Raw genomic sequence first — 19069 nt, forward strand, 5'->3', positions numbered from 1 at the left:
GGCCGACCGGCAGCCCGTCGGTCGCGCCCATCGGCACGCTGAGGTGCGGATAGCCGCGTAGTCGCCGACGGCTTTGCGCAGGACGCCGATCCGCACGCCGGAGAGCGAGGCGCTGTCGAGGGCGCGGGTGAAGTCGATGGCAACGGCATCCGCCCCTGCCGTGGCGATGTCCGCCGGATCGCTGCCGGCCATCGCGCTCAGCAGCAGGGCGGCGCTGTGCACGTCGCGGGTCATCGGCCCCGCCGTGTCCTGGCTGGAGGATATCGGCACAATATGCGTGCGGCTGACAAGGCCCACGGTGGGCTTGAAGCCGACGATGCCGTTGACGCTGGCGGGGCAGGTGACGGAGCCGTCGGTCCCCGTCCCGATCGCAGTCCAGGCAAATTTTGCCGCGACTGCCGCGCCGCTGCCGGAGGAGGAGCCGCAGGGGTTGTGGTCGATGGCGTGCGGGTTGCGCGTCTGCCCGCCCACCGCGCTTCACCCGCTGGTGGAAGCCGTGCTGCGGATATTCGCCCATTCGCTTAGGTTCGTCTTGCCGAGGATGCCCCCTCGATTGGCGCGGGCACGCGCGACGACCGGCGCATCGCGGCCCGTGGCGTTGCCGGCAGGGGCCAGGCTCCCGGCAGTGGTCCGCCATTCGCGCGTTTCGACATTGTCCTTCACCAGGATCGTGCGCCCTCGCAGCAATCCGCGCTCGCGATAGGCGCGTTCCGCTTCCGCCTGCGCGACATCGCGTTCCGCCCGCGCGATGACCGCATTGATCTGCGCGCCCGCGTCATCGTTCGCCTCGATCAGCTGGAGGTATCCGGTCGCCGCCCACCCGGTACCTTCCGGAACCTGGACCGTCGGCTGCGGACGGGGCGCCTGTTCGCCGTCCTGTGCCAGTGCCGGAGCGTAGGGAAGAAGGGCGAGAGCGGCGAGCGCCGCCGATGCGTGCTTGATCATGGCGCGATTCTGCGCACCATTCGTTTCGCGCTGCAAGTGCCTACGTGCTCCACCTTGGGCGCAGCACGCCCGCGCACATTTCCCCGGCGATAGGGTTAAGGGCCTTGAAGAATGCGCAGGGCATGGCGACATAGCCGGCCAACCCGATTTCTTTGAGGACACATCCATGATCGACCTGTTCGGCACCGACGCTCACGCAACCCAGGGACAGTTCACCCGCGACCCGCTGACCGGCGCGCTGGTGCCCGTGGTGGTGGAGCAGACGAGCCGCGGCGAACGCAGCTTCGACATCTTCAGCCGCCTGCTGCGTGAACGCATCGTTTTCGTCACCGGACAGGTGGAAGACGGCATGGCCAGCCTGATCGTGGCCCAGCTCCTTTTCCTCGAAAGCGAGAACCCGTCCAAGCCGATCAGCATGTATATCAACTCGCCCGGCGGGGTGGTGACGGCCGGCATGGCGATCCACGACACGATGCAGTACATCAAGCCGCGCGTGTCGACCGTGTGCGTCGGGCAGGCTGCCAGCATGGGCAGCTTCCTGCTCGCCGCCGGCGAACCGGGCATGCGCGTGGCGCTGCCCAACGCGCGGATCATGGTCCACCAGCCTTCGGGCGGCGCGCGCGGCATGGCTTCCGACATCGAGATCCAGGCGCGCGAGATCCTGCGCATCCGCCAGCGGATGAACGACCTCTATGTGAAGTACACCGGCCAGAGCCTGTCCGACATCGAAAAGGCGATGGACCGCGACACCTTCCTCGAAGCCGAGGAAGCGATGAAGTTCGGCCTCGTCGACAAGGTTTTCGAAACCCGTCCGGAAACGGAGAACGAAACCAGTGACGAAGGCTCGGGCGGCGCTCCGGAGTGAGGCCGTCCGTCCGGCAAACCCGCCTCGGCAGGAACCGGGCAGTAGTATTTTCGCAAGCCTGCTGCTTCAGCCGCGCGCAAGGCGCGCCGGGCTATGGCTAACAGGTTGATTATCACCGTCCCGGCCTTAGAGTCGGGCGAATCCCCGTAAGCATGCCCGCCGGGGCCTGATTGGGCGGGGCAGGACGAGATTATGACGAAATTGAGCGGCACCGATTCCAAGAGCACTCTTTACTGCAGCTTCTGCGGCAAGTCGCAGCACGAGGTTCGCAAGCTGATCGCAGGACCGACCGTGTTCATCTGCGACGAGTGCGTGGAACTGTGCAACGACATCATCCGTGAAGAAACGAAGGCCGGTCTCGCCGGCAAGAGCGACGGCGGCGTGCCGACCCCGCTCGACATCTTCGAGACGCTGAACGACTATGTGATTGGCCAGGATCGCGCCAAGCGCGTGCTCTCGGTCGCGGTGCACAACCACTACAAGCGGCTGAAGCACGGCGGTAAAGCGGGCGATGTCGAGCTTGCCAAGTCGAACATCCTGCTCGTCGGCCCGACCGGCTGCGGCAAGACGCTGCTGGCGCAGACGCTGGCGCGCACTTTTGATGTGCCCTTCACCATGGCCGACGCCACCACGCTGACCGAAGCCGGTTACGTGGGCGAGGACGTGGAGAACATCATCCTCAAGCTGTTGCAGGCGAGCGATTACAACGTCGACAAGGCGCAGCACGGCATCGTCTACATCGACGAGATCGACAAGATCACGCGCAAGGCGGAAAACCCCTCCATCACTCGCGACGTGTCGGGCGAAGGCGTGCAGCAGGCGCTGCTCAAGCTGATGGAAGGCACCACCGCCAGCGTCCCGCCGCAGGGCGGCCGCAAGCATCCGCAGCAGGAATTCCTGCAGGTCGATACCACCAACATCCTGTTCATCTGTGGCGGTGCGTTTGCCGGCCTTGAAAAGGTTATCGCCGACCGCCTGCAGAAGCGCAGCATCGGCTTCGGCGCGCATGTTGCCGACCCGGACAAGCGCCGCGTGGGCGAACTGCTCGAAAAGTGCGAGCCGGAAGATCTCCTCAAGTTCGGCCTGATCCCCGAATTCGTCGGCCGCTTGCCGGTGATCGCGACCCTGCGCGACCTCGACGTGTCGGCGCTGGTCCAGATCCTGAGCGAACCGAAGAACGCGCTGGTCAAGCAGTATGCCAAGCTGTTCGAGCTGGAGAACGTGGACCTCACCTTCACCGACGACGCGCTCGAAACGATCGCGGAGAAGGCCATCGCCCGGAAGACCGGCGCGCGCGGCCTGCGCTCGATCGTCGAGGCGATCCTGCTCGACACGATGTTCGACCTTCCCGACATGGAAGGCGTGACCGAAATCGTGATCGACAAGGACGTGGTCGAAGGCCGCAAGGATCCGGTCCGCGTGCTGGGCGAAAAGGAGGAGGCCGCCTGAGCCATCGGCCGGCGGAACTGAGCTTATGAAAACCCTCCTTCGCAGCATCGCCCTTGCCACTGCAGGCATCGCCGCCGCGACATCGCTGCCGGTCGCCGCACAGCAGATGTTTTCCGACGGCTACCTGTTCCTGAAGGCGGTCCGCGAGAAGGACGGCGAAACCGTGATGGCCGCGCTCAACACGCCCGGCAGCACGATCATCAATTCGCGCGACGTCAGCACCGGAGAAACCGCGCTTCACATCGTGGTAAAGCGCCGCGATGCGCAGTGGATCAGCTTCCTCGTGGGCAAGGGCGCAAATCCCAACGTGGCGGACAAGGGCGGCGTCTATCCCCTCCAGCTCGCCGCGCAGCTCGGTTTCAAGGAAGGCGTAGAGGCGCTCATGGCCGCACAGGCCCGCGTCGACGTCTCCAACGATGCCGGGGAAACGCCCCTGATCTTCGCGGTCCATCGCCGCGACCATGACATGATGCGCACCCTGCTGACCGGCGGCGCCGATCCCGACCGCACCGACAACTCGGGCCGCTCCGCGCGCGACTATGCGGCGCTGCAGGGCTCGACCGGCGGAACGCTCGCGGTGATCGAGGATGCCGAGCGCGACAAGGGTTCGGCCGGCGCGGAAACTTACGGGCCCAGCTTCTAGTGGATGATACGTCGGCCGCGCGTCCTTTCGACGAGATGACGCTGGACGAGCTGGCGCTCGCGCTCGCTCCCGCGGTTGCCGACAGCGCAACTTTCGACGGCTGGACCGACGAGGCGCTGGCCATTGCCGCCGACATGGAAGGCGTGGATCCGGCGACCGCCCGGCTGGCCTACAAAGGCGGGGCCATGGCGATGATCGCCGCCTGGATCGCGCGGATCGACCGCGATATGGCGCGCGAACTGCCGCCCGAGACGCTTGCCACGATGAAAATCCGCGAGCGCATCCGCGCGCTGGTGCAATACCGGCTCGACGCGGTGCGCGGGCAGGAAGAGGCGCTGCGCCGGGCGCTCGCCATAATGGCCATGCCGCAGAACGCGTCCACGGCGCTGTGGCTGGGCTGGAACAGCGCGGACACGATGTGGCGCCTCGCCGGCGATACGGCGACCGATTACAACCACTACACCAAGCGCGCGATCCTCGCCTCGATCTATTCGGCGACGCTGCTCGCGTTCGTGAACGACCAGACCGACGACAAGTCTGAAACCGCCGCCTTCCTCGACCGCCGCATCGACGGCGTGATGAAGTTCGAGAAGGTGAAAGCGCAGTTCCTGCGGCCCGATCGCGAGCGGTTCAGTGTCTCGCGCTTCCTCGGCCGGCTCCGCTACCCCGCCAGCTAATCCGTATTGCGAATTAGTTGCAATTACGCTGGCGATCTGGCAGCGCGCCTGCCATGACGCTCGACCTGTTGCCCGCCCGCGTGAAGGGCCGAATCACTGCCATCGACTGGGCCGTCCTCGCTCCCGAAGAAGCGAAGCGCCTCCGCGCGCTCGGCTTCGATGAAGGCGCCGATGTCGAGGTCGATTATCGCGGTGTCTTCGGCGGGCGCGACCCGCTGGCCGTGTCGCTCGGCGAAATGACCGTGGCGATCCGCCGCGTCCACGCTGCCGCCATGCAGGTGGAGCCCGCGGCATGAGCGCGCCGCGCACCGTCGCGCTGGTCGGCAATCCCAATGCCGGCAAGAGCGCGCTGTTCAACGCGCTCACCGGCGCGCGGCAGAAGATAGCCAACTATCCCGGCGTCACCGTGGAACGACGCGCGGGGCGCATGGTCCTTCCCTCGGGCGAACCGGTCGAACTGATCGACCTTCCCGGCAGCTACAGCCTCGACCCCGCCAGCCCGGACGAGGAAGTGACCGCCAGGGTCGTGCTGGGCGAATTCGAGGGCGAGGCGCGACCCGATGTCATCGTGATCGTGCTGGACGCCACGAACCTGTCGCAGCACCTCGTCTTCGCGCAGGAAATCATCGAACTCGGCCGCCCGGTCGTGGTGGCGCTCAACATGCTCGACCTTGCCGAGCGGGACGGGCTGGTGCTCGACCCGCAGGCGCTGGAAGAAGCGCTCGGCGTGCCCGTGGTCCCCACCGTCGCCGTGCGCAAGCGGGGCCTCGACGCCTTGCTCGAAAGGGTGGGCACGGCATCGCACACGCATGTCGAAGCGCGCCCGCACCTGACCTTGCCCGAACGCCGGCTGTCCGCGCGCAACATGGCCAAGGGCGCGATCCTGTCGCGCTCGGCCGCACACAAGCTGCACAGTTCGGTCGACAAGCTGCTGCTCAACCCATGGATCGGGCCCCTTTTCCTGTTCGCGCTGCTGTTCGTGATCTTCCAGGCCGTGTTCGCCTGGGCGACCCCGTTCGCCGACGCGATCGATGCGGCGGCGGGGGCGGCGATCGAGTGGGTGAGCGCGAATTTCGCCGAAGGGTTCCTGCGCGATCTCGTGACCGAAGGGGTGATCGCAGGCGTCGGGTCGGTGGTGGTGTTCCTGCCGCAGATCGTGATCCTGTTCGCCTTCATCCTGGTGATGGAGCAGTCGGGCTACATGGCACGCGCGGCGTTCATCATGGACCGGCTGATGGCCCATGTCGGCTTGTCCGGACGCAGCTTCATCCCGCTGTTGTCCAGCTTCGCCTGCGCGATCCCGGGCATCATGGCGACCCGCAGCATCGCGGATCCCAAGGACCGCCTGACCACGATCCTGATCGCCCCGCTGATGACCTGCAGCGCGCGCCTGCCGGTCTACGCGGTGATCATCGCCGCATTCATCCCGGCGACCACCGTGGGGTGGGGCATCGGGCTGCAGGGACTGGTGCTGTTCGGCCTCTACGTCGCGGGCATCGTCGGCGCGATGATCGTGGCGCTGGTGCTGCGGCGCACCGCCACGAAGGGCGCGGCGAGCGGGTTTATCATGGAACTGCCGCGTTACCAGCTTCCGCGGCTGAAGGATCTCGCCATGGGCCTGTGGCAGCGTGCGTGGGTGTTCCTGCGCCGTGCGGGCACGATCATCTTTACGGCCACCGTCGCGCTGTGGCTGCTGCTCAGTTTCCCGCAAGCCGCGCCGGGCGAAGACCAGGTGGATGCCAGCGCCGCGGGCCACCTTGCCAACGGGCTTGCCGTGGTGCTGGAGCCGATCGGCTTCAACCGCGACATCTCGCTGGCGCTGATCCCCGCGATGGCGGCCCGCGAGGTCGCCGTGGCGAGCCTTGCGACCACCTATGCCGTCTCCTCGGACGACGAGGACGAGACCGCCGAACGGCTGACCACCCAGCTTGCCAGCCGGTGGAGCCTGCCGACCGCGCTCGCCTTCCTCGCGTGGTTCGTCTTCGCGCCGCAGTGCCTGTCCACCATTGCCGTTGCACGGCGCGAGACGAACGGGTGGAAGTGGCCGGTCTTCATGCTGGCGTACCTGTTTGCGCTGGCATACGTTTTTGCCGGCCTCACCTTTTGGACCGCCACCGCGCTGGGTCTATAGGCGCGGGATCGGTCGACGTCCGGTGGAATAGCGCCCAGGCGGCCTAGCACCCGCCCACCCTGTCGGTTAGGCCATCCCCGTAATCACGAAGGGACGATTCGATGGCCGGTAGCCTCAACAAAGTCATGCTGATCGGAAACCTGGGCGCAGACCCGGAAATCCGCAGCTTCCAGAACGGCGGCAAGGTCGCCAACCTGCGTATCGCCACCAGCGAGACGTGGAAGGACCGCAACACCGGCGAACGGCAGGAGCGGACCGAGTGGCACACCGTCGCGATCTTTTCCGAAGGTCTCGTCGGCGTAGTCGAACGCTACTTGCGCAAGGGCAGCAAGGTCTATGTCGAAGGGCAGCTGCAGACCCGAAAGTGGCAGGACCAATCGGGTAACGACCGCTATTCCACCGAAGTGGTGATCCGCGGCCTCAATGGCTCACTCACCATGTTAGACGGCGCCCAGGGCGGCGGCGGTGGCGGTGGCGGCTACTCTGGCGGTGGCGGTGGTGGCGGCGGCCAGCGGTCGGGCGGAAACGACGGTGGCTGGAACCAGGGCGGCGGTGGCGGCTCGTCCTCCGGCGGCGGCTCCAACTATGACGATCTGGATGACGACATTCCGTTCTGATCCCGCCGCCCGGGACGCCAGAACTTGACGAAGTTTACAGGGTGTCAATTTCGCTTCGGGCGAATTTAATTAACGAAATCAATGGCGTAGCGGAATTGCGCAGGTGAGGCGGGTAATCTTTGGCCGGCCCGCGCGCGATCCGCTCCGCTGCGGAAACCTATGTCCAATTCCGCAGGGTATAGGTATAGCCCTGTAGGAAAGTCAGCAGTGCGCTAATTGCCCTTCTTGAGGGCAGCCAGCGCGGCAAAAGGCCCGCTGGCCTCGGCGCTCGACACCAGCCCCGCCTTGCGCGCCTCTTCCGCGCCCGGCCCTTCGGCGAAGGGATCAATCGCGAGCCCGAGCGTCTGCGCAACCGCTTCGCCCAGGTCGAACCGGTCGCCCCTGTATTCGATTTCGTCGAGCTGGTCGGCCGTGAGTTCGATTTCCTCGTCCGGCGTCGGCAGGCTGTTCTCCGGCACGAAGCGCAGCGAGATGTCCTCTTCGATGCGCGCCGGCAGGTCATCGCCCGAAACCGCGCAGCTCTGCACGATTTGCGCCTCCAGCGTGCCGTGCGCGGCCACCGCGTTGCCATCGGGATCGAGCACGACCTCGGCACGCATGCTGTCGACGGAAACGAGGTCGAACCGCCGCGCCAGCGCGCTGCGCTCGCCCTCGTCGGGTTCGAGCACGATCGCCCCTTCGGTCAGCTTGCGCGGATCGACCATGCGGGAAAATTCGGGGGCGGCCGCATCGCTCATCGCGGGATCGACCCGGCCAGCACGTTCTCGCGCTTCAGGCTCATCAGCTGGCTGCGCAAGTGGCGCAGTTCGCCGGCCAGCCCTTCGGCCCGGTCATCGTTCGCCAGGGTGACGTTGCGGCGCACCGCCTCCACCAGTTCGCCGTCATCGTCGGCAGCGAAGCCATCGCGCAGCGCGCCCCACCGGCCGCCGAGCGTGCTCATGAGCCGGCCGACATGCTTGCCGACGACCATGTCGCCGATCCCCGCCTCGCGCAGCTGGCCGTCCATGTCGGCCACGAACAGTTCGGTCAGCAGTGTGGTCTCGCTTTCCAGGCCCGGCTCGGCCTCCATCCGCAACAGTACGCAGATCAGGACCATGGTGATCATGTCGAAACGCCCGGCGGTCGAATCCTCGACCCCCAGGTCGCGGTACCACTGCGCCTCGCGGCTGATCCCGACGACGCGGTGCCACAGCGGGCGCAATTCCTCGCGCTTGTCGACCTTGCGGCGTTTGAGCAATCCGTCGAGCAGTCCCATGGCGTCACCTTCATCCGTTCAGCGGCGATTAAATGCGCGGGCGGCAACCCGCAGACGCAGTCTTGTCACCAGCGGGCCATTGCAGCGCATGGCGCTTGCCCTTAAGGCCCCGGGTGACAGTAACGATATAGGACGGGCGGCGGGCGGCGCAATCGGCGCGGATCGCAGGCCCGACAGGACGGAACGGACAATTCATGGCACGCCTTGCGCCTCTCGCTTCCCTGGCACTGGTCGCCGCCACGCTTGGCGGATGCGCCTCGATTACCGAGCAGCGCGGCTACATCATCGACCGCTTCCTGCTGGAATCGGTCCAGCCGGGGATCGATAACCGCCGCAGTGTGGAACAGACGCTGGGCCGGCCGAGCTTCGAAAGCCAGTTCGGCGATCCGGTGTGGTATTACGTGTCCTCCACCACGGAACGCGCGCCCTTCGGCACGCCGCAGATCGACAAGCATCTGACCTTCGCCGTGCATTTCGACGAGGCCGGACGCGTGACGCAGGTGACGCAGGCTGGGATGGAGCAGGTCGCAAGGATCGACCCCGATGGCGATGAAACGCCCACGCTGGGCCGCGACCGCGGCTTCTTCGAAGACCTGTTCGGCAATATCGGCCGCGTCGGCGCGCCGGGTGCGGGCGGGGCCGGCGGGCCGGGCGGGCAGTAATTTTCGCCAAATGCCTTTGCCGCGGGCGAGTTGAAGCCCGCGCAAACGCCCCCATATCCGCCGCATGACTGGATCGAAGGACAGCCACGGCCTGACGACGTGGCACGGCACCACCATCATCGGCGTGAAGCGCGGCGGCAAGACCGTCGTCGCCGGTGACGGGCAGGTTTCCATGGGCAACACGGTGATGAAGCCGAATGCCCGCAAGGTTCGCCGCATCGGCAAGGACGGCAAGGTTGTGGGCGGTTTCGCCGGAGCGACCGCCGACGCCTTCACTCTGTTCGAGCGACTGGAAAAGAAGCTGGAGCAGTACAGCGGCCAGCTGATGCGCGCCGCGGTGGAACTCGCCAAGGACTGGCGGACCGACAAGTATCTCCGCAATCTCGAAGCGCTGATGATCGTGGCCGATGCGGACACGCTGCTGGTTCTGACCGGCAACGGCGACGTGCTTGAGCCCGAAGGCGGCATCGCGGCCATCGGCAGCGGCGGCAATTACGCCCTGTCCGCCGCCCGCGCGCTCGCCGATTACGAGGACGATGCGGAAAAGATCGCGCGCAAGGCCATGGCCGTTGCCGCCGACGTCTGCGTCTTCACCAACGACCAGGTCACGCTCGAAACAGTCTGACCTCTCGCCAATTTTCCGAAAGTTGACATGACCGACAACCTCACCCCCAAGGCGATCGTCGCCGCGCTCGACGAGCACATCATCGGCCAGAAGGATGCCAAGCGCGCGGTGTCCGTGGCGCTGCGCAACCGCTGGCGCCGCCAGCGCCTGCCGCGCGAGTTGCGCGACGAGGTGACGCCGAAGAACATCCTGATGATCGGCCCGACCGGTTGCGGCAAGACAGAGATCAGCCGCCGGCTCGCCAAGCTGGTCGATGCGCCCTTCGTGAAGGTGGAGGCGACCAAGTTTACCGAAGTCGGCTATGTCGGCCGCGACGTGGAACAGATCGCCCGCGACCTTGCCGAAGATGCGATCCGGCTGGAAAAGGACCGCCGCCGCGAAGCGGTGCGCGAAGCGGCGAGCGAGGCCGCGATGCAGCGGCTGCTCAACGCACTGGTCGGCGAGAATGCGAGCGAGGCGACCCGCGAAAGCTTCCGCCAGCGCATCGTCGACAACTCGATGAACGAGACCGAGGTGGAAATCGAGGTCGCCGACAGCCCCAATGCGCCGATGGAAATCCCCGGCCTTGGCGGGGGCATGGGCATGATCGATCTTTCCGACATGATGGGCAAGGCGCTCGGCAAGAAGCCGACCAAGCGGCGCAAACTGAAAGTCCCCGATGCGTGGGACAAGCTGGTCGACGAAGAGGCCGAGAAGCGTATGGACCAGGACGACGTGAACCGGGTCGCGCTGCAGAATGCGGAAACCAATGGGATCGTCTTCCTCGACGAAGTGGACAAGATCGCGGTCAGCGACGTGCGCGGTGGCAGCGTGTCGCGCGAAGGCGTGCAGCGCGACCTGCTGCCGCTGATCGAAGGCACGACCGTGGCCACGAAATACGGCCCGATGAAGACCGATCACGTGCTCTTCATCGCCAGCGGCGCGTTCCATGTCGCCAAACCTTCCGACATGCTGCCCGAATTGCAGGGCCGCCTGCCGATCCGCGTCGAGCTGCGCAGCCTGACGCAGGAGGATTTCGTTCGCATCCTGTCCGAAACCAAGGCCAACCTCGTCAGCCAGTACAAGGCGCTGCTCGGCACGGAAGACGTGACCGTGGAGATGACCGACGACGCGATCGCCGAGGTCGCGCGCATCGCCGCGCAGGTGAACGAGACGGTCGAGAATATCGGCGCCCGCCGCCTGCAGACCGTGATGGAGCGCCTGTTCGAGGAACTGAGCTTCGAGGCCGAAGCGAAGAAGGGCGAGACCGTGACGATCGACGCCGACTACGTACGCGAGCGCCTGACCGGCCTCGCGGAAGACGCGGATCTGTCGAAGTATATTCTCTGACATGGAGATCGCGCGGCTCGGACCAGGCGATGCGAATGCACTCGGCGATCTGAACCGCTTCTTCGCCCGTGTCTTCCCCGATCCGGAGCTGCTGGATCATCCCGGGCTCGAGGACGATGCCGCTTCCCTGTGGTTGGCTGACGAGCGAAACGTGGCGCTCGTGGCCAGAGCCGGTGATGCCATCGTGGGCGGGCTTGTCGCCTACCGCCTCGACAAGATCGAAGGGCGGCGGGAATTCTATCTTTACGATCTAGCCGTGGACGAGGGCTATCGGCGACGCGGCATCGCCACCGCCTTGATCGGCGAACTGCAGAATATTGCGCGCGCAGCGGGTAGCTGGATGATCTTCGTCCAGGCCGACTATGGCGACGACCCGGCGGTTGCTCTCTACGAGAAGCTGGGCGTCCGCGAAGACGTGATGCATTTCGACATCGTTCCCTGATACCGCGCTTCACCCGCTTTTCACGGATTTCTGCGACAAGCTCGGCGTACACAGGGGAGCACAGCATGTTCGGGTAAGTCACTTTCGGGAGGCGCACCGCGCCACAGTTCGGCGCAGCGACGGCGGCAGCGAGCGCCCCGCCGCCGCAGGGCGATCCGGCGGACGAGGGGCGGATCATTCCCGCCGCGATGTGGGAAGGCCCGCTGGGTGCGAAGCTGCGCGAAGCGGGGATGACCCCGGATAGCCCGCAGAACCTCGTCCTTCGCGCTCGCCCGCTATCTCGCCGAAGTCACTTTCGGACCCGAGGTGATCGCGAAGCATGACGAACAGTTCGGCCTCGGCCTTTCGAGCATTCCCGAATAGGCTGCGGGCGCGCGACAGCGCTGGCTAGGGATGCGGGGCCAGCCCGATCTCCACGCCGGTCTTGTCGGTCAGGGCGAACTTGTCGATCAGGTCGGCGCTCGCCTCGTTGAGGCCGATCACCTGCACGCTGCGACCGTTCAGGCGCATGCGTTCCACCACCTTGTCGAGCACGCCGACGCCGCTGATGTCCCAGAAATGGGCGCGGGTGACATCGATCACCACGTGGTCGGCCGGGTCGGGACGCTCGCTTTCCCGGCCGAACGCGTGGCTGAAGCGGCTGGCGCTGGCGAAGAAGATTTGCCCGGTGATCGTGTAGGTGGCGACCTGGTCGTCCCGCACGCGGGTGACATCGAACATCGTCATCACCTTGCCGGTGAAGAAGATGCCGGACAGCAGTACGCCCACCAGCACGCCCAGCGCGAGGTTGTGGCTCGCCACGACGACGACGACGGTGCTCAGCATCACGACGCTCGATTGCCAGGGGTGGTAACGAAGGTTGGGAATCGAATTCCAGCTGAAGGTGCCGATGCTGACCATGATCATCACCGCCACCAGCGCCGCCATCGGGATCTGCCCGACGATGGGCCCGAGCGCGGCGAGCAGCACCAGCAGGGTGATCCCTGCGGTGAAGCTGGACAGGCGCCCGCGCCCGCCGCTGGTCACGTTGATGACCGACTGGCCGATCATTGCGCAGCCGCCCATGCCGCCGAAGAAGGCCGCGGCGATGTTGGCGATGCCTTGCCCGCCGCTCTCGCGCTGCTTGTCGGAATCGGTGTGCGTCATGTCGTCGACGATCTGCGCGGTCAGCAGGCTTTCCAGCAGGCCGACGGCGGCCATGGTAGCGGAATAGGGCGCGATGATCCGCAGCGTTTCCCACGTCAGCGGCACGTCGGGCAGAACGAAATACGGCAGGCCTTCGGGCAGTTCGCCCATGTCGCTGACCGTGTTCACGTCCAACCCCATGCTGATCGTTATCGCCCCGATGATGACGATCGCGACAAGCGGGGAGGGGACGGCCGTGGTCAGGCGCGGCAGCACGTAAATGATGGCCAGCGCGCCGGCGACAAGCGGGTAGGTGATCCACGGCACGCCGACCAGCTGGGGCAACTGTGCCATGAAAATGAGGATCGCGAGGGCGTTGACGAAGCCGGTGATGACGCTGCGGCTGACAAACTGCATCAGCAGGTCGAGCCGGATGACGGCCGCGACCAGCTGGAAGATGCCCATCAGGATCGTCGCGGCGAACAGGTATTCCACCCCGTAATCGCGCACCAGCGGGATCACCACCACGGCCACCGCGGCGGTGGCGGCGGAAATCATGCCGGGCCGCCCGCCGGTAAAGGCGATGACCATGGCAATGGTGATCGAGGCATACAGGCCGACGCGCGGATCGACCCCGGCGATGATCGAGAAGCCGATCGCCTCCGGGATCAGCGCGAGGGCGACGACGATGCCGGCGAGGATATCGGCCCGGACATTGCCGAACCAGTCGCGCCTGAACGCGGCGGAATTGAACATGGATCTTGCCTGTCAGCTGCGCGGCGACGCTGCGCCTTGAGGGCGCGCGATGCCGAAGTGTCTGGAATATTCGGGCCGTAGCCTTTGCTGCAGTGCAGCACAACCCCGTCGCCCGGGGCCTTGGCGAAGGGCTACTCGGCGGCTTCCGCCACGTCCTCGCTCTCCGCTAGCTGGCGCGACCACATCTCCGCATAAAGCCCGTCGGCGCGCAGCAGTTCAGCGTGGCTGCCGCTTTCGGCAAGCCGTCCCTGGTCGAGGACCAGGATCCGGTCGGCATCGGCCACGGTGGAGAGCCGGTGCGCGATGGCCAGCGTGGTGCGGTCCTTCGCCACGCGGTTCATCGTGGCGAGGATGTCCTGCTCCGTCCGGGTGTCGAGCGCGCTGGTCGCTTCATCGAACAGCACGATGGGCGGGTTCTTGAGCAGGGTCCGCGCGATGGCCACGCGCTGCTTCTCGCCGCCCGAAAGCTTCAGGCCCCGCTCGCCCACCTCGGTGTCGAGGCCGTCCGGCAGCATTTCGATGAAGGGCAGGATCGCGGCATCGCGGGCGGCCTGGACGATCTCTTCCTGCGTCGCGTCGGCACGGCCGTAGGCGATGTTGTAGCCGATCGTGTCGTTGAACAGCACGCTGTCCTGCGGGACGATGCCGATCGCCGCGCGCAGCGAAGCCTGCGTCACCTCGGCGATATCCTGCCCGTCGATCAGGATGCGGCCCGAATTGGGATCGTAGAAACGGAACAAGAGCCGCCCGATGGTGGACTTGCCCGCGCCCGAAGGGCCGACGATGGCGACCTGCGATCCGGCGGGCACTTCGAACGACAGGCCCCTCAAGATCGTGCGCTCCGACTCGTAGCCGAAGGTCACGTTATCGAAGACCAGCGTGGGTTTGCGCACGACCAGCGCAGGCGCACCCGGCTTGTCGGACACTTCGACTTCGGTATCCATCAGGCGAAACATTTCGGCCATGTCGATCAGGCCCTGGCGGATCGTGCGATAGACCCAACCCAGCATGTCGAGCGGGCGAAACAGCTGCATCAGGTAGGTGTTCACCAGCACCAGGTCGCCCACCGTCAGATTGCCGTTCGACCATTCCCACACGGTGAAGGCCATCGCACCGGCCATCAACATGTTGGTAATGAAGGCCTGCGCCATGTTGAGATGGGCGAGCGAGTTGTCGGACTTGATCGCCGCCTCGGCATAGGCGCGCGCCGCGCTGCCATAGCGCTCTTCCTCGCGCTTCTCCGCGCCGAAATATTTCACTGTCTCGTAATTGAGGAGCGAATCGACCGCGCGGGCCAGCGCCGTCCCGTCGAGATCGTTCATCTGCGCCCGCAGCTTGGTGCGCCATTCGGTGATCCAGCGGGTGACCGCGATATAGAGGACGACCGTGACGGCGGTTGCCGCGACCAGTTCCCACCCGAACATCGTGTAGAAGATGATGCCGACGATGGTCAGCTCGATGATCGTCGGCGCGATGTTGAAGAGGATGAAGTAGAGCATCGAATCGATGCTCTTGGTGCCGCGCTCGATCACCTTGGTGACTTCGCCCGTGCGGCGCGACAGGTGGAAGCGCAGCGACAGGCGGTGAAGCCGCGCGAAGACATCCGTTGCCAGCTCGCGCGTGGCGTCCTGCCCGACCTTCTCGAAAGCGATGTTGCGGATGTTGTCGAAAGCGACGGAGCCGAAGCGCCCGGCGGCATAGGCCACCACCAAGACCATCGGCAGGGTCGCCGTGGCGAGCGCGCCTTCCAGCTGGCTCATGTGGTCGATGGCATACTTATAGGCGAAGGGGATCGTCAGGATGATGCCCTTGGCGCACAGCACCAGCAGCAGCGCGATGACGATGCGCCGCTTCAGGTCCGGGCGCCCCGCCGGCCACAGATAGGGCAGGAAGCGCCGGATCGTGGCCCAGTCTGCCGGGTCCCGCCTGGGTTTCATCTTGTCAGCCATCGCCGCATGAAGTGGGCGCGGGTTACCGCAGGCGCAAGGGCCGCCGGCGGAAGCGGGCCTAGCGGTTGAAGTCGAAATCGCGGTTGAACATGTCCTTCAGCTGCGATCCGCGCGGCAGGTCGAAGCGCACCCTGTTGGTCTTGAAGTCGATTGCCACGCGTTCGAACCGGCGCAATTCGTTGAGGCCGAGGATCAGGGCGGGGCGGTCTTCGAGGTCCAGCACCTTGAAGGGCTCCGCATCGCTGAAGGCCATCGCGACATTGTTGAGCCGCATGTCACCGATCTCGATCGTCTGCGCGCGGCGGATCGGGTTGACCTGCGTCGTCCCGTTGATGTCCTCGATCCACTGGAATCCCAGTACGCGGCCGGGCAGCTTGGCTTCCAGCGCGCGGTTGCCGATAGAGGCCTGCGCGCCCGTGTCGACGAAGATCGCGGTACGTACGCCGTTGATCTTCGCCCGGGTGATGATCAGCTGGCCCAGTCGCTCGCGCGCCTGCACGACGATCTCGAATCCGCGATTGCCGCCCAGCTCCCCTGCATCGTCGACCGCGATGAGGCCGTGCTTGAAATCGAGGAGGACGCGCTGTTCCTGCAGCGTGTCCAGCCCGAGTATGCCGTCGATCGGGCCGAGGTCCGCCGCATCCACCAGCGGGGCCGTGCGCACATAGACGCTGCGCGATCCGAACGTCAGCGCGTCAATCGCGACGGTTTCGGTTTCCTGCCGGCTCGCCATGCCGACCAGCGTGACCGGTCTCCGGTCGCCCAGTTCGAGCCGGTCGGCAATGGCGCGCGACAGGACGGTCGCCTCCGCCCCGGTATCGACCATGAAGTTATAGGGGCCGGTGCCGTTGATCGTGACCGGCAGCGTATAGCGGCGGTAGCGGTCGCGATTGAGCTCAATCTCTTCCTGGGTGGGCGGCGCCTCGGCGGCGGGATCGCCCGATCGGGCCGGTTCGACCTGCGCGGCGGAAGTCCCGGCCAGCGCGAATACCGCAAGGGCCGGGGCGATCCAGTCGAGTAGAGGCATGGCAGCTCCCCTTCTGTCGGCCGTTCGGTGAAGCAGCCTACCACCGCGCCGGGGTTTCGCCAAACCGCACGGGTTGTGCGCCGGGCCGGGCAAAAGCCCTTCCGCTTTGTTAACCGCGACGTGGTACCAACCCCTTCGCAATGAACCGGATTTTTGCAGAACTCCGCCGCCGTGTGGGCGAGCGCGCCTTCCTGTCAGCCGCCGCCGGCGTGCTGGCTACGCCGCCGTGCGTCCCGCGTGACGACGGGCTGGTGATCTTTTCGATGATCGGCACGCGGGTGCTCACCCCCTATCTCGTGGCGGCGAAGTCGCTCCATGCGCAGCTGCAACGCGGGCGCTTCGCCATCCTCGACGACGGGACGCTGACGCGCGAGGACAAGGCGATGCTGCGCGACCACGTCGATCCGCAGATCTTCGGGCCCGATGTCGATACGAAGGCCTGCCCGACATACAGTTCGTGGAGGCGGCTTTTCACCCTGCTGGAGCTGCGCAAGACGAATTACGTCATCCAGCTGGACAGCGACACGATCACCCGCGCCCCAGTGCCGCTGCTGGGCGAGCTGATCGATGCGAGGCGCGACTTCATCCTGAAGGGCGAGGCGGAAACCCGCTTCATGTCGCTGGAGGAAATCGCCGCCCAGGCGCAGGCGAACCCGAATTCGAGCCGCCCGCCGGTCCATGTGCAGCTGGCAATGGAAGCGAGGATGGACGAGGTGCGCATCCCGGATCGCGCGAACCTTCGTTATTCGCGCGGGTGTGCGGGTTTTGCCGGCTTCGCCCCGGACCAGAGCGGCACCGAGCTGGCCGAGCAATTCTCTGCCGAGGCGGTGCGCCTGATCGGCTACGACCACTGGAAGCAGTGGGGCAGCGAGCAGGTGACGTCCAATTTCCTGATCGCCCAGCGGCCCGATGCGGCGCTGCTGCCTTACGACCGCTATTGCAACTTCTGGGACGAGCCGTTGTCGCCCGAAATGGCCTTCGTCCATTTCATCGGCACCTACCGCTATCACGGCGGCGTGTACCGCGACATGGCGCGCGAGGCGATCGAGAGCCTGCGCCTGCGCGAAGCGATCGCCGCCTAGGCGGTTACCGGCGGCGTGACCTTCCGCTTCAGCACGAGGCGCAGCACTTCCATCGTCGATTGCCGGGCGAAGAGCATCAGGCCCGCCGCGTAAGTCGCCGCTCCCAGCATCACGAGCGCGGCCAGCCTCAACCACTGCGCCGGGAAGGCGACCAGCGTGTCCATGCCAAGGACCGCTGCCGCCATGATCACGCTTGCGGCAAGGGCGGGGGCGATGGCGCGTGCAAGATCGCGCAGCTTCACGCCGAGCGCGGGCAGGGTGATCCAGCTGCAGATCGCCAGCACCAGCGCAAAGCCCGCGATCCACGCCCAGGCGACGCCGATCAGCCCCCATTGCAGCGCGAAGAAGAAAGCGGCCGGCATGACCAGCGCGCCCACCAGCCCGTTCTTCAAGGGAATGTCGGCCCGGTCGATCGCGTTCGCCGCCGGGACATAGAGCGTCAGCATGGTCTTCAGCGGCATGGCGATGGCGAGCAGGATGACGAACGGCACCGTGCCGGCCCATTTCTCGCCCAGCACCGTCAGCACCAGTGGCTCCGCCGTAATGGCAAACCCTGCAAAGACCGGCAGGCCCACTAGCATGATCAACTGGACCGATCGCAGGAAGGCCGGCGCAACGGCGGCGCGGTCCTCGTCCATGATCCGGCTGTAAGCAGAGAAGGCCACCTCGTTGAGCGGCGGCACGACCTTGGTCAGGAAAACCTGCGTCAGGAACAGCGCGGTCGAATAGATGCCGAGCTCAGCGGCGCTGTAATAGCGGCCGACGATGAATATGTCCGCCTGGCTCTGGAGGAACCAGAACAGCTGGCTCACCAGCACCAGTCCGCCGAATCGCGCGATGAAGCCGGCGCCGCGGAAGTCGAAGCTGGGCCACATATAGGCGCGCGCCGCAACCGTCAGGCCGATCGCCCTTAGATAGAGGCCCAGCAGCGGCGCGACGACGAGCGTCCACACACCCCAGCCCAGCAGCGCGCCCGCAACCGCGGACAGCGCGGCCACTATGGCAGACACGAAGTTGACTCGCGCCTGCCGCCGGAAATCCATTTCGCGCGACAATATGGTGTAGGCCAGCACGATGAAGGGCGTGGTCGGGTAGAGCAGGGCCTGCACCTGCAGCAGCCGCGCGACCATCGGCTCGCCAAAATAGGCTGCGACATAAGGCGCGGCGATCAGCTGCGCGGCGGCGAGGCCTGCGTTCATCAGCACCAGCATGCCGAACAGCTGGCGCAACAAGTGCGGCGTCACGTTCCTGCGCTGGATCAGGGCGCTCGCGAATCCGTATCCATTGACGAGACTCAGCAGCAGCGAGATCACCCCGGTCATCGCCACGAGCCCGTAATCCTCGGGCGTGAGGATCCGAATCACGAAGAACGTGGAGGCCCACGCGACGACCTGGCCGAGAATCTGGGTGCCCGAACGCCAGATTACGGCGCTGCGCACCTTGTCGCCGAAGCTCGGTTCGGTGGAATCGGGGCCCAGATCGGTCAGATT

Annotated in this window: 18 protein-coding genes and 1 pseudogene (1 of these 19 cut by a window edge); 12 read left to right on the plus strand and 7 right to left on the minus strand. The window is 66.0% G+C overall.

The features are described from left to right. Nucleotides 1-48: 48 nt before the first annotated feature. A pseudogene (locus QQW98_RS08095) lies at nucleotides 49-945 on the minus strand (amidase family protein); the annotation flags it as partial. Between the two features lie 166 nt (nucleotides 946-1111). Here QQW98_RS08095 and QQW98_RS08100 point away from each other — a divergent pair. The 7 genes from QQW98_RS08100 (at nucleotide 1112) to ssb (ending at nucleotide 7327) form a co-directional block, all read left to right on the plus strand. Continuing rightward, the gene (locus QQW98_RS08100) at nucleotides 1112-1810 is read left to right on the plus strand and encodes an ATP-dependent Clp protease proteolytic subunit (protein WP_290134470.1); all 699 of its coding nucleotides are present in this window, start codon (nucleotides 1112-1114) and stop codon (nucleotides 1808-1810) included. 192 nt (nucleotides 1811-2002) lie between these two features. Then, the gene (gene clpX / locus QQW98_RS08105; RefSeq protein ID WP_290134471.1) at nucleotides 2003-3259 is read left to right on the plus strand and encodes an ATP-dependent Clp protease ATP-binding subunit ClpX; all 1257 of its coding nucleotides are present in this window, start codon (nucleotides 2003-2005) and stop codon (nucleotides 3257-3259) included. Nucleotides 3260-3284: 25 nt separating this feature from the next. After that, on the plus strand, nucleotides 3285-3902 hold the full coding sequence (locus QQW98_RS08110; RefSeq protein WP_290134472.1) for an ankyrin repeat domain-containing protein: 618 nt from the start codon (nucleotides 3285-3287) through the stop codon (nucleotides 3900-3902). 35 nt (nucleotides 3903-3937) lie between these two features. Continuing rightward, a complete protein-coding gene (locus tag QQW98_RS08115; protein ID WP_290136902.1) occupies nucleotides 3938-4579 on the plus strand; it encodes a COQ9 family protein in 642 nt (213 codons plus the stop codon). Nucleotides 4580-4632: 53 nt separating this feature from the next. After that, nucleotides 4633-4875 (plus strand): FeoA family protein, encoded by a 243-nt coding sequence (locus QQW98_RS08120; protein WP_290134473.1) that lies wholly within the window; start codon nucleotides 4633-4635, stop codon nucleotides 4873-4875. Next, entirely contained in the window at nucleotides 4872-6710 is a 1839-nt protein-coding gene (feoB, locus tag QQW98_RS08125; RefSeq protein WP_290134474.1) for a ferrous iron transporter B, read from the plus strand. Before QQW98_RS08120 ends, feoB begins: the two co-directional genes overlap by 4 nt. A gap of 101 nt (nucleotides 6711-6811) precedes the next feature. Beyond that, on the plus strand, nucleotides 6812-7327 hold the full coding sequence (gene ssb / locus QQW98_RS08130; RefSeq protein WP_290134475.1) for a single-stranded DNA-binding protein: 516 nt from the start codon (nucleotides 6812-6814) through the stop codon (nucleotides 7325-7327). A gap of 212 nt (nucleotides 7328-7539) precedes the next feature. On the opposite strand, the gene QQW98_RS08135 is transcribed toward ssb, so the two are convergent. Then, nucleotides 7540-8064, minus strand: coding sequence for a YceD family protein (locus QQW98_RS08135; RefSeq protein WP_290134476.1), 525 nt, complete (start codon nucleotides 8062-8064; stop codon nucleotides 7540-7542). Continuing rightward, on the minus strand, nucleotides 8061-8582 hold the full coding sequence (locus QQW98_RS08140) for a ubiquinol-cytochrome C chaperone family protein (RefSeq protein WP_290134477.1): 522 nt from the start codon (nucleotides 8580-8582) through the stop codon (nucleotides 8061-8063). Before QQW98_RS08140 ends, QQW98_RS08135 begins: the two co-directional genes overlap by 4 nt. A gap of 194 nt (nucleotides 8583-8776) precedes the next feature. On the opposite strand from QQW98_RS08140, the gene QQW98_RS08145 reads away from it, so the two are divergent. The 4 genes from QQW98_RS08145 to QQW98_RS08160 all read left to right on the plus strand — a co-directional run bounded on the left by QQW98_RS08145 (nucleotide 8777) and on the right by QQW98_RS08160 (nucleotide 11640). Next, nucleotides 8777-9244 carry an outer membrane protein assembly factor BamE gene (locus QQW98_RS08145; RefSeq protein WP_290134478.1) on the plus strand — a complete coding sequence of 156 codons (468 nt, stop codon included), beginning with the start codon at nucleotides 8777-8779 and terminating at the stop codon, nucleotides 9242-9244. 64 nt (nucleotides 9245-9308) lie between these two features. Continuing rightward, nucleotides 9309-9869 carry an ATP-dependent protease subunit HslV gene (gene hslV / locus QQW98_RS08150; RefSeq protein WP_290134479.1) on the plus strand — a complete coding sequence of 187 codons (561 nt, stop codon included), beginning with the start codon at nucleotides 9309-9311 and terminating at the stop codon, nucleotides 9867-9869. Between the two features lie 27 nt (nucleotides 9870-9896). Beyond that, nucleotides 9897-11198: an ATP-dependent protease ATPase subunit HslU gene (gene hslU / locus QQW98_RS08155; protein WP_290134480.1), complete on the plus strand. Its 1302-nt coding sequence runs from the start codon at nucleotides 9897-9899 to the stop codon at nucleotides 11196-11198. Between the two features lies 1 nt (nucleotide 11199). Beyond that, a complete protein-coding gene (locus QQW98_RS08160) occupies nucleotides 11200-11640 on the plus strand; it encodes a GNAT family N-acetyltransferase (RefSeq protein ID WP_290134481.1) in 441 nt (146 codons plus the stop codon). A 387-nt stretch (nucleotides 11641-12027) separates the two neighbouring features. Here QQW98_RS08160 and QQW98_RS08165 read toward each other — a convergent pair whose 3' ends face one another. The 3 genes from QQW98_RS08165 to QQW98_RS08175 all read right to left on the minus strand — a co-directional run bounded on the left by QQW98_RS08165 (nucleotide 12028) and on the right by QQW98_RS08175 (nucleotide 16497). Continuing rightward, on the minus strand, nucleotides 12028-13521 hold the full coding sequence (locus tag QQW98_RS08165) for a SulP family inorganic anion transporter (RefSeq protein ID WP_290134482.1): 1494 nt from the start codon (nucleotides 13519-13521) through the stop codon (nucleotides 12028-12030). A 131-nt stretch (nucleotides 13522-13652) separates the two neighbouring features. Further along, complete coding sequence (locus QQW98_RS08170; protein ID WP_290134483.1) at nucleotides 13653-15458, minus strand: ABCB family ABC transporter ATP-binding protein/permease; 1806 nt, start codon at nucleotides 15456-15458, stop codon at nucleotides 13653-13655. A gap of 70 nt (nucleotides 15459-15528) precedes the next feature. After that, the gene (locus tag QQW98_RS08175) at nucleotides 15529-16497 is read right to left on the minus strand and encodes a retroviral-like aspartic protease family protein (RefSeq protein ID WP_290134484.1); all 969 of its coding nucleotides are present in this window, start codon (nucleotides 16495-16497) and stop codon (nucleotides 15529-15531) included. Nucleotides 16498-16637: 140 nt separating this feature from the next. Here QQW98_RS08175 and QQW98_RS08180 point away from each other — a divergent pair, with 140 nt between their 5' ends. Further along, nucleotides 16638-17579, plus strand: a complete 942-nt coding sequence (locus QQW98_RS08180; protein ID WP_290134485.1) for a hypothetical protein — start codon at nucleotides 16638-16640, stop codon at nucleotides 17577-17579. Here the strand turns inward: QQW98_RS08180 and QQW98_RS08185 are convergent. After that, nucleotides 17576-19069 carry the 3' portion of a lipopolysaccharide biosynthesis protein gene (locus QQW98_RS08185; protein WP_290134486.1) on the minus strand. It continues 27 nt past the right edge of the window, so 1494 of the gene's 1521 nt are visible here — the last part of the coding sequence; the start codon falls outside the window, past its right edge; the stop codon is at nucleotides 17576-17578. The genes QQW98_RS08180 and QQW98_RS08185 overlap by 4 nt on opposite strands.

Source organism: Alteriqipengyuania flavescens (assembly GCF_030406725.1).
GTDB lineage: Bacteria > Pseudomonadota > Alphaproteobacteria > Sphingomonadales > Sphingomonadaceae > Alteriqipengyuania_B > Alteriqipengyuania_B flavescens.

Coding starts and splice junctions, on each gene's coding strand:
- QQW98_RS08170 (WP_290134483.1), bottom strand. CDS start 15,458: ATGAAACCCAGGCGGGACCCGGCAGACTGGGCCACGATCCGGCGCTTC.
- feoB (WP_290134474.1), top strand. CDS start 4,872: ATGAGCGCGCCGCGCACCGTCGCGCTGGTCGGCAATCCCAATGCCGGC.
- QQW98_RS08175 (WP_290134484.1), bottom strand. CDS start 16,497: ATGCCTCTACTCGACTGGATCGCCCCGGCCCTTGCGGTATTCGCGCTG.
- QQW98_RS08100 (WP_290134470.1), top strand. CDS start 1,112: ATGATCGACCTGTTCGGCACCGACGCTCACGCAACCCAGGGACAGTTC.
- QQW98_RS08110 (WP_290134472.1), top strand. CDS start 3,285: ATGAAAACCCTCCTTCGCAGCATCGCCCTTGCCACTGCAGGCATCGCC.
- QQW98_RS08145 (WP_290134478.1), top strand. CDS start 8,777: ATGGCACGCCTTGCGCCTCTCGCTTCCCTGGCACTGGTCGCCGCCACG.
- QQW98_RS08165 (WP_290134482.1), bottom strand. CDS start 13,521: ATGTTCAATTCCGCCGCGTTCAGGCGCGACTGGTTCGGCAATGTCCGG.
- hslV (WP_290134479.1), top strand. CDS start 9,309: ATGACTGGATCGAAGGACAGCCACGGCCTGACGACGTGGCACGGCACC.
- clpX (WP_290134471.1), top strand. CDS start 2,003: ATGACGAAATTGAGCGGCACCGATTCCAAGAGCACTCTTTACTGCAGC.
- QQW98_RS08140 (WP_290134477.1), bottom strand. CDS start 8,582: ATGGGACTGCTCGACGGATTGCTCAAACGCCGCAAGGTCGACAAGCGC.
- QQW98_RS08135 (WP_290134476.1), bottom strand. CDS start 8,064: ATGAGCGATGCGGCCGCCCCCGAATTTTCCCGCATGGTCGATCCGCGC.
- QQW98_RS08160 (WP_290134481.1), top strand. CDS start 11,200: ATGGAGATCGCGCGGCTCGGACCAGGCGATGCGAATGCACTCGGCGAT.
- ssb (WP_290134475.1), top strand. CDS start 6,812: ATGGCCGGTAGCCTCAACAAAGTCATGCTGATCGGAAACCTGGGCGCA.
- QQW98_RS08180 (WP_290134485.1), top strand. CDS start 16,638: ATGAACCGGATTTTTGCAGAACTCCGCCGCCGTGTGGGCGAGCGCGCC.
- hslU (WP_290134480.1), top strand. CDS start 9,897: ATGACCGACAACCTCACCCCCAAGGCGATCGTCGCCGCGCTCGACGAG.
- QQW98_RS08120 (WP_290134473.1), top strand. CDS start 4,633: ATGACGCTCGACCTGTTGCCCGCCCGCGTGAAGGGCCGAATCACTGCC.
- QQW98_RS08115 (WP_290136902.1), top strand. CDS start 3,938: ATGACGCTGGACGAGCTGGCGCTCGCGCTCGCTCCCGCGGTTGCCGAC.